General features: G+C 46.3%; 6 protein-coding genes and 1 other RNA gene. All 7 read left to right on the top strand.

Annotated features, from left to right (window positions below; translation table 11 throughout):
- Positions 1–245: 245 nt before the first annotated feature.
- Positions 246–1961 (top strand): class I SAM-dependent DNA methyltransferase, encoded by a 1716-nt coding sequence (locus A9E74_RS05945; protein ID WP_069295721.1) that lies wholly within the window; start codon positions 246–248, stop codon positions 1959–1961.
- Positions 1951–3345, top strand: a complete 1395-nt coding sequence (locus A9E74_RS05940; protein WP_069295720.1) for a restriction endonuclease subunit S — start codon at positions 1951–1953, stop codon at positions 3343–3345. Before A9E74_RS05945 ends, A9E74_RS05940 begins: the two co-directional genes overlap by 11 nt.
- 21 nt (positions 3346–3366) lie before the next feature.
- Complete coding sequence (locus A9E74_RS05935; RefSeq protein WP_069295719.1) at positions 3367–4602, top strand: FRG domain-containing protein; 1236 nt, start codon at positions 3367–3369, stop codon at positions 4600–4602.
- A complete protein-coding gene (locus A9E74_RS05930; protein WP_069295718.1) occupies positions 4599–5600 on the top strand; it encodes a virulence RhuM family protein/type II toxin-antitoxin system death-on-curing family toxin in 1002 nt (333 codons plus the stop codon). Before A9E74_RS05935 ends, A9E74_RS05930 begins: the two co-directional genes overlap by 4 nt.
- Positions 5601–5619: 19 nt before the next feature.
- Positions 5620–8775 (top strand): type I restriction endonuclease subunit R, encoded by a 3156-nt coding sequence (locus tag A9E74_RS05925; protein ID WP_069295717.1) that lies wholly within the window; start codon positions 5620–5622, stop codon positions 8773–8775.
- Between the two features lie 69 nt (positions 8776–8844).
- Positions 8845–9129: a hypothetical protein gene (locus A9E74_RS14230; protein ID WP_141696770.1), complete on the top strand. Its 285-nt coding sequence runs from the start codon at positions 8845–8847 to the stop codon at positions 9127–9129.
- 775 nt (positions 9130–9904) lie between these two features.
- An RNA gene (gene ffs / locus A9E74_RS05915) (signal recognition particle sRNA small type) lies at positions 9905–10001 on the top strand.
- Positions 10002–10018: the final 17 nt, after the last annotated feature.

The following is a 10018-nucleotide window of genomic DNA, read 5'->3' as shown; positions in this document are numbered from 1 at the left end:
ATAGCAAATCGTTTTTTTTAAGTCACAGTTGATGAATACATATGCACCATAACCAACCAGCGATCGCCTATTGCGTCCAAGCTCCATTCCTAAACAAACCTACATGACAGAAAAAATAACGTGCCATACGATCCCCAGATGCGTTTTTCAGATGCCTATTAACGCATTCACTGGTAAGCTTGCCCGAGTAAAAAATCGTCATTCACATGACGGATCATGATTAGTAAAAAAAACAAGAGAGACAGATGAACAATACGGAGCAGCAATTTCTCAACGATCTCGATAACAAACTCTGGAAAGCCGCCGATCAGCTGCGCGCCAACCTTGACGCCGCCAACTACAAGCATGTGGTGCTCGGCCTTATATTTCTGAAGTACGTCTCCGATGCCTTTGAAGAGCGTCAAGAGCAATTGCTGGAGTTGTTCCAGACCGACACTGACGACAACATCTATTTCATGCCCCGTGATGATTACGGCAGTGATGCTGACTATCAGCAGGCGTTAAATGAGGAACTGGAGTTGCTGGACTATTACCGTGAAGCCAATGTCTTCTGGGTACCCAAAGCCGCCCGTTGGAATACGCTTAAAGTAAAAGCCGTACTGCCGATTGGATCAGTAATTTGGCAGGATGATGCTGGTGCAGATGTGAAATTGCGTTCAGTCTCATGGCTTATCGACAACGCATTGGAGGAGATTGAGAAAAGCAACACCAAGCTTAAAGGCATTCTCAACCGCATCAGCCAATACCAACTCGACAACGACAAACTGATTGGCTTGATTAACACCTTCTCTGACACATCGTTCACCAAGCCGGTATTCAGTGGCGAGCAGCTCAATTTGCATAGTAAAGACATTCTCGGTCACGTTTACGAATACTTCCTTGGTCAGTTCGCCCTCGCAGAAGGTAAACAAGGTGGTCAGTATTACACTCCTAAGAGCATCGTCACGCTGATTGTTGAAATGTTGCAGCCATACTCTGGCCGTGTTTATGACCCGGCAATGGGATCCGGCGGTTTCTTCGTGTCCAGCGACAAGTTCATCGAAGAACACGCCAAAGAGCAACATTACGACGCCGAAGAGCAAAAGAAACACATCTCGGTGTACGGTCAGGAGTCCAACCCAACTACTTGGAAGCTGGCCGCGATGAATATGGCGATTCGTGGAATTGACTTTAACTTTGGCAAGAAAAACGCCGACAGCTTCACCGATGACCAACACCCCGATCTGCGTGCCGACTTTGTCATGGCCAACCCGCCATTTAATATCAAAGACTGGTGGAGTGAATCACTGGCCGACGATGTCCGCTGGCAATACGGCACACCACCTAAAGGCAACGCCAACTTCGCTTGGCTGCAACACATGCTGCATCACCTTGCCCCGACTGGCAGCTTGGCACTGCTGCTCGCCAATGGCTCAATGAGTTCCAATACCAGTGGTGAAGGTGAAATACGTCAACGGCTGGTAGAAGCCGATCTGGTGGAGTGTATGGTTGCCCTGCCCGGCCAGCTGTTTACCAACACGCAAATCCCGGCCTGCATTTGGTATTTGACCAAAGACAAAGCCAATGGCTTGGTTCTCAATGAGAAAAAACGTGACCGCCGCAATGAGTTCCTGTTTATTGATGCCCGTAACCTTGGCTTTATGCGTGACCGGGTTTTGCGTGATTTCACCTCTGATGACATCGCCAAGATTGCCGACACCTTCCACGCATGGCAAGGCAATAACCATTACGAAGACATTCCTGGCTTCTGTAAATCGGCCACCCTCGACGAAATTAAAAAGCATGACTTTGTATTGACGCCCGGCCGATATATAGGCGCAGCAGACCAAGAGGATGATGGCGAACCATTTTCTGAAAAGATGGCGAGACTGACCGCACAGTTAAGCGAACAATTTGCCGAAAGCGATCGACTGGAAGCTCAAATAAGAAGAAATTTTAGGGGGCTGGGATATGAGTGCTGAGCTTGGGCACTTTGCCAAGGTTCAAGGAGGATTTGCCTTCAAGAGCAAGGACTTTGGAGAAGATGGCATACCCGTCGTCAAGATTGCAAATGTTACCGGCGGTGGCTTTGTAGACCTCAACTCCTATGAATGTATTCAGCCAAGTCTTTACCCAAGGATAGGGCAATTCTTAACGGAACCTGATGATGTGCTTATTGCAATGACTGGAGCCAATGTAGGCAAGGTAGTTCGAATCGGTAGAGAGCAACCTCAGTGTGCAATAAACCAACGTGTTGGGCGATTACAACTAAAAGGTGACTGCGAGTATTCAAAGGATTTCTTTTATTATCTAACTTCATCTCCAACTGGTTACCAACACTTCATTGGCACCGCCTACGGTTCTGCACAGCCCAATATCAGTGGGGCATTGATTGAGAGATTACAGGTTCCAAATATTCCACCAATCACTGCCAATCAAGCTGCTGGCTTCCTTAGAAAGATCGACGACAAAATCCAACTCAACCAGCAAATCAACCAAACCTTCGAACAAATGGCTCAGGCCATTTTTAAAAGTTGGTTTGTTGATTTCGAGCCAGTCAAAGCGAAAATCGCCGCACTTGAAGCCGGTGGTAGCGAAGAAGACGCCCAACTCGCCGCCATGCAAGCCATCTCCGGCAAAGACGCAGCCGCACTCGCCACCGAACACCCCGACCAATACAACGAACTCCGCACCACTGCCGAACTGTTCCCATCAGCCATGCATGACAGCGAGTTGGGTGAGATCCCGGCTGGGTGGTCAGTTGGCACATTGAATGATCTCGCTCATCTCAATAAAAACACTTGGTCGAAACGCACACTGCCACCAGAAATTGATTATGTTGACTTGGCAAACACTAAAAATGGTGTCATTGAGACCGTAACAAAATATGTATCAGATGATGCCCCAAGCAGGGCCCGTCGCATACTATCTGAGGACGACACGATCATTGGAACTGTCAGACCAGGCAATCGCTCATTCGCTTTCATTAAACGATCTTCAAGTGCACTCACCGGAAGCACCGGATTTGCTGTCCTGACACCAAAACACAAAGCCTTATCAGAGTTTGTTTACATTGCTGCGACTTGCGATGAGTCAATCAACCAATTGGCCCACCTTGCAGATGGTGGCGCTTATCCAGCTGTTCGGGCTGATGTAGTAGCCTCATTAACTTCGATTATCCCAACTGACGAAGTTTTGCACCGTTTCCACGATATTGCTCGCCCATATTTCGAGTGTATCGCCAACCTGAAAATTGAAAGCGCGTCGCTTGAACAGACTCGAGATGCCCTTCTACCAAAACTTCTTTCCGGCGAATTGACGGTTACTGAGGCCAAGGATGCTGAACATGTCGATGTGCTCAACTAATTATAAGTCCGGGGGTAATTAATGAGCGAAGAGCCTAATTGGGAAAAGGTACCAGTCTGGAATAGCCAAAATCCAGAGGAGAGCTTCGATATTCTCTCTGACGAGTTTAGTGGGCGTATCCCAGTTACCAGAATCGAAAGTTGGCAGAGTTTTGTTGAACTATTGGAGAGTCCTTTTTTCGATGCTCGTGTGACAGAATGGGTCTTCCGAGGACATCGCCGATTTGACTGGAATATGACCCCAACACTTGGCCGGTTGACAAAGAATGCAATCATTACACGGGAGCTTTCAGAACAGCAGCTCAAGCTTTTTCGGAAAGCAATAAGGGGGCGCACGGCAGATCATTCGCTTTTAGAAGATGGCGTGGATGATAATGATGATGAACTTTGGTCCATTGGTCAGCATCACGGCCTAATGACACCATTACTTGATTGGACCCACTCACCTTACGTAGCACTTTTTTTTGCATTTGCAAAAGAGGACAGTCCAGACGAAAAAGATAATCCATACAGGGCCGTTTATGCACTCAACAAAACATTCGTGGCTAATGATGAAGTTTGTCCTGAAATTCGTGTAATTGAACCGCGTAAAGATGATCATGGCAGATTAGTTAGCCAAGCAGGACTTTTTACCTTTTCTCCATACGATTCAACTATTGAGAATAAGCTTTCTGAGGTACTCTTGAGTGACGAATTTCCCATTGATAGCCTTAAGGATGCCGATGAGGCCCAACAACCTGCAATTTTGGCGAGGTATCTTTGTAAGATATACATCAAAAACGATGGTCAAAAAGAATGCCTTAGACATCTAAGGCGTATGAATGTACATCATGCAAGTTTGTTTCCTGATTTGATCGGGGCAGCAGACTACTGTAATGCCTTAATGACGGACCAACACTACAAAGAGGAAAGCAGGCCTGAGCCTTCGCACCCACCTCAAGTATTTACAGATGACATAAAGAAAGCGCCCCAAATACAAGAGCCTACTGAAGAGACCCACAGGTCAGTTACCGATCTTCTGGTAACTTTTAATGTAAATAACGCACTTAGTCCTGAAAGTCTGAGAGAGCTCTCCAAAGAAATTTCTCGAGTTCTAGCAAGCCGTAAATTAGTAGACTGGATGGATAGAGAGTCGCTTCAATCGGAAATAAAAACAAAGACACGTGCACTGCTTCGTCGACACAGCTACCCTGAAGAGAACCGTGATAGCGTCATCGCCCGCATTCTTGATGTGGGTAATGGTGCTGGTGACTCATGACTGACCAACAAATCCAAATATTCATCTCCAGTGATGGTCAGGCGCAGCTAGAGGTCGCGCTGGACAAAGAAACAGTCTGGCTTCAACAGACTCAAATAGCTTTGTTGTTTGATACATCGCCAGACAATATCAGTCTGCATTTGAAAAACATTTTCCTTGATGGTGAGTTAGAGGAAGAGGCAACTACCGAGGATTTCTCGGTAGTTCGTCAGGAAGGTAATCGTAAGGTTCGTCGGCGCATCAAACACTATAATCTTGATGCCATCATTTCAGTGGGCTACCGGGTCAGCTCGAAACGCGCCACGCAATTCCGGCAATGGGCCACTCGCGTCCTTAAAGATCATCTTATCGAAGGTTACACAATTAACCAACGTCGCTTGGCCGAACGTGGCATTGAGTTTGAACAGGCAGTTAACCTACTCAGCCGAACCTTGACCAATCAAGGGTTGGTCTCGACTGAGGGTGAAGCCGTAGCGCTGGTTATCAGTGACTATGCCCGTTCTTGGAGTTTATTACAGGGTTACGATGAACAGAGCCTTGCCAGTGTTGCCATAAAGCAAGAAACCATGCAGCCATTGGCATTAGATGATGTGCTGGTGGCTATTGAAAAGCTGAAACGTACCCTGATTGCTAAAGGTGAAGCAACCGAACTGTTTGGGCAGTTGCGAGGCGATGGCTTGGCATCCGCTCTGGCCACGATTGAACAAGGCTTCGGCGATGAGCTGTTTTATCCCAACATCGCCAGCCGTGCCGCACATTTACTTTACTTCGTAATCAAGAATCATCCCCTCGCAGACGGCAATAAGCGTAGCGGTTCATTTTTGTTTCTGTGGTATCTGCGGGTCAATCAACATCTACTGGCCAAATCGGTCGAGCAACTCATTAATGACAACACTCTGGTTGCGCTGGCATTATTGGTGGCCGAGAGCTTACCAGGGCAGAAAGATTTGATGATTCACCTCATTGAACACTTTATTTTGCTCAAAGACAGCGACTGATAGAACGAAAGGACTTGTGATGACCGAAGACCAGCTGGAACAACTCTGCCTCACCTGGTTTGCTGAGACCGGCTGGGAAACCGGACATGGTCCCAATATTGCTTTTGATGGTGTTTCGCCAGAACGCAAAGATTATCGGCAAGTACTCTTATTATCTGATTTGGAAGCGGCCATTCGGCGTATCAACCCCCTCTTGCCTGATTCAGCGGTCGAACAAGCCATTGCGATTGTCAGCAAGCCAGAAAGTCTTGATTTAGTGATGAGTAATCGCTGCTTTCACCGAATGTTGTTGGAGGGCGTACCGGTCGATTACAAGCGCGAAGAAAAAATCATCCATGACCATGCGTTTCTGATTGATTTCAGTTCGGTGGACAATAATCGCTTTCGTGCCATAAACCAATTCACACTCTTAGGTACCAAACAGCCCCGACGCCCTGATATAGTCGCCTTCATTAACGGCTTGCCAATTGGAATACTGGAACTGAAAAGTCCATCGAGTGACTCAGCCGATGTCTGGAGTGCGTTTAACCAAATCCAGACTTACAAAGACGAAGTCAGCGATCTGTTTATCTTCAACGAAGCGTTGGTGGTCAGCGATGGTTACACAGCACGACTGGGTTCGCTCACAGCCAATCCGGAACGTTTCATGCCTTGGCGTACCCTCAAGCACGAAGACGATAAGCCAATGCTTGAGTGGCAACTGGAAACAATGGTGCGGGGCTTCTTTGACCGTGAACTGCTACTGGATTACATTCGATATTTTGTTCTCTTTGAAACCGACTCAGACGTTCTGATCAAGAAAATTGCTGGTTACCATCAATTCCATGCAGTACGTGAAGCAGTAAGAGCAACCATTATCGCTGCACAAGCACCAATCAAAAATTGGGCAGCAGATAAACGGGCCATATATGGCGATGAAGTACAGCCAGGCAGTAAAAAAGCCGGTGTGGTCTGGCATACGCAAGGTTCCGGAAAGAGCATCTCAATGTGTTGTTATGCCGGCAAATTACTACAACAGCCGGAGATGAATAATCCGACCTTGCTCGTGGTAACCGACCGCAACGATCTGGATGGCCAGTTATTCGCAACGTTTTCAGGGGCCAAGGAGTTACTCAAACAGGAACCGGTGCAAGCTGAAGACCGCGATACCCTTCGGAAATTACTTGCTGAACGTGAATCCGGCGGCATTATCTTTACCACCGTGCAGAAATTCGCTCTGCTTGATGATGAATCGGGACATCCGATTCTCAACGATCGGCACAATATCGTGGTAATTTCTGATGAAGCACACCGCAGCCAGTATGGACTCAAAGCCACTTTGAAAAAAGATGGTAGCTACCAGTTCGGTTATGCCAAACACATGCGCGACGCTCTCCCCAATGCCGCTTTTATTGGCTTTACCGGTACACCCATTTCCAGTGAAGACAAAGACACCCGCGCTGTGTTTGGGGATTATGTGTCAATTTATGACATCCAGGATGCAGTGGATGACGGCGCAACGGTTCCGATTTATTACGAATCACGTCTGGCTAAGCTCGACATTAACCGTGACATGATCGAAGAGTTATCAGATATGGTCGAAGAAATCGTCGAAGACGATGAGGATCTCAGTGGCCGAGAGAAAACCAAAGGCGAATGGAGCAGGCTGGAGAAACTTGTTGGTTCTGAACCCCGTTTGGCAGAAGTTGCTGAAGATTTGGTCAACCATTTTGAAACCCGAAACGCCACCATTGAAGGTAAGGCAATGATCGTCGGCATGAGCCGCGACATCTGCGCCCAGCTTTACAATGAAATCATCAAACTCCGCCCCGAATGGCATGATCCCGATCCAGAGAAAGGCGTCATCAAAATAGTCATTACCGGTTCAGCGTCAGACAAGCCATTATTGCAACCGCACATATACAACAAAATGACCAAAAAACGGCTCGAGAAGCGCTTTAAAGCTGTGAATGACCCATTGAAACTCGTTATCGTCAGGGATATGTGGTTAACAGGTTTTGATGCGCCCTGCTGTCACACAATGTACGTGGACAAGCCGATGAAGGGACATAATCTTATGCAGGCCATCGCCCGAGTGAACCGGGTCTTTAAAGATAAACCAGGTGGTCTGGTGGTGGATTACATTGGCATCGCCAATGAACTGAAACAGGCACTTAAGAATTACACCGATTCCAAAGGCAGAGGTACTCCAACCCACAATGCCGAAGAAGCCTTCGCCATTTTGCTGGAGAAGCTCGACATCGTTCGCGGTATGTTTGCCAAAGGTCAGCATGGGGAAGGGTTTGATTACAGTGAATTTGAGACTAGGCCCCATGAACTGCTAATTGGCGCAGCCAACTACGTGCTGGGACTGCCGGATGGTAAAAAACGCTTTTTGGATACGGTGTTAGCGATGAGTAAGGCACGAACACTCTGTGCCACGCTTGATGCAGCCAAAGAAGTGGAAAAAGAAGTGGCATTTTTATCTGCCGTTAAAACTGCAATCACTAAAACAACCACCATTGATCGCAAACTGAGTGAAGCGGAGAAAAATTCAGCGCTCAAACAGATCCTGGACAATGCCATTGTTGCCCAAGGGGTCGATGATGTTTTTGCTTTATGTGGTTTAGATAAACCCAACATCGGTTTGCTGTCTGAAGAATTTCTGGAAGACGTCAGGCAGATGCCATATAAGAATCTGGCGGTTGAATTGCTGGAACGGCTTCTTAAAGATGATATTCGGGCTAAAACTCGAAATAACGTGGTTCAGGAAAAGAAATATGCCGACCGGTTGGAAGAAACGCTACGCAAATACAATAACCGGGCAATAGAAACTGCACAGGTTATCGAAGAACTCATACAGATGGCCAAGGATTTTCAAGCCGCAATGGAGCGTGATGCTGCACTTGGGCTAAATCCTGATGAAATTGCCTTCTACGATGCCTTGGCCAACAATGAAAGTGCCTTACGTGATTTAGGCGACGAGATCCTGAAGAAAATCGCTGTTGAAGTTACCGAGAGCCTGCGAAAGTCCACCACCATTGACTGGCAAGTTCGTGAGAGTGTCAGAGCACGATTACGCATCTTGATCCGGCGAATTCTTCAAAAGTACAAATATCCACCCGATAAAGCCCAAGGCGCAATTGACTTGGTTCTTGAGCAAGCCGAAGCTTTATCGAAAAGCTGGGTGACGTGAATTCTTTATTCAAGGAATGAAGTTACTGTGATATAAACAGATTTTTAGCTATGAACATGGAAGTTTCACTTGACAATAATCGCTTGCCCTAACTGTAAAAAAGCCACTTCAACTCGATTAACAGTATGTGAACACTGTGGTGTTAACCCTTCAACATCAACTTCAACCGCCACATATGATTGGTCGTGGCTCATGATGTGGATAGGTCTAATTCTGCTGTTGGTAATAGCATATGGTATCTATCAGATGCCCGAAAAAAAGAGGCTCGCTGAAGAACAAAAAGTACTCTTAAAACAACAAAATATTGAAGAAGCCAAAGCCACCAAAGAGCGTGATGAAAAAAGAAAGAGCTGAACGACTTCTTACGAGCCAAAACATGAAATCCCTTTCAGATAACCAGCTTTCATCTCTGCTTGCGGAATGCTCATCAGAAATAATGAAGTTCGCAAACAGTGTCAATAAGAGTCCTTTTGGAATAGCTCTGATTGAGGAATATTCTCCTGATAGATATATTCTTATGGCAAGCTCTAGATCAACACAGACTGAAGAACAACGAATCACATACTTTAGAAGTAGTAATTACATGCCTACATTTATTAATACTAGTTATGGAGTTTTGTTTACTCACGACAGTTTTTCGGGACCAGTTAAAGAAGTGAAGAACTTTTCCTGTGAATACAAGCCCGGACCGGTGTTTAGTCATGTACGACAATCTTATAACTGAACAAAAAGCATAAAATTACCAAAAGACCGCAAATAAGCCCGTTATGAGTTATTATTTCACTCTCGTTTACATGCTACAAAACAAGGTTGGCCGAAATCGCAGGATCGAATTAAATCAATAGCTTAGTCGATAACGTCGAGAATCCCTCGTTCTCCGCCAATTAAACCAATGTAACTAAATTAATTTTAATTCAATTAGTTACGCCAAGAACATCTTAAGCAAAACACCACCTCTCTATACCAATCGATTTACCCTCAAGTCATGCCCTAAATAATCTTTTGCGCGTGTATGTGTTGGTCTGTTTATTTTCATACGCTGTCTTCTCTAAATTTCTCGTTTTTTATTGGCTTGATGCATGGCACTAAAGCCAAAAAAAGCATAGAATAGCCAACTCTATGGTGGCCCAGCCGGTCTCCTCGCGACGATATGTTGGTTACCACGTCAGGCCCGGAAGGGAGCAGCGCAGCCATCGGACTCGGGCGCCGAGATTGGGCTGGTTTGGGTCACCACCCTTATGAC

The sequence above is a fragment of the Methylophaga muralis genome (assembly GCF_001720165.1).
In the GTDB taxonomy this organism is placed as follows: domain Bacteria; phylum Pseudomonadota; class Gammaproteobacteria; order Nitrosococcales; family Methylophagaceae; genus Methylophaga; species Methylophaga muralis.
This window is presented reverse-complemented; position numbering and strand designations above follow the sequence as displayed.

Bases quoted from the DNA above. Each gene is read 5' to 3' on its own strand.
- A9E74_RS05945 (WP_069295721.1), top strand. From the start codon at position 246: ATGAACAATACGGAGCAGCAATTTCTCAACGATCTCGATAACAAACTC.
- A9E74_RS05935 (WP_069295719.1), top strand. From the start codon at position 3,367: ATGAGCGAAGAGCCTAATTGGGAAAAGGTACCAGTCTGGAATAGCCAA.
- A9E74_RS05925 (WP_069295717.1), top strand. From the start codon at position 5,620: ATGACCGAAGACCAGCTGGAACAACTCTGCCTCACCTGGTTTGCTGAG.
- A9E74_RS05940 (WP_069295720.1), top strand. From the start codon at position 1,951: ATGAGTGCTGAGCTTGGGCACTTTGCCAAGGTTCAAGGAGGATTTGCC.
- A9E74_RS05930 (WP_069295718.1), top strand. From the start codon at position 4,599: ATGACTGACCAACAAATCCAAATATTCATCTCCAGTGATGGTCAGGCG.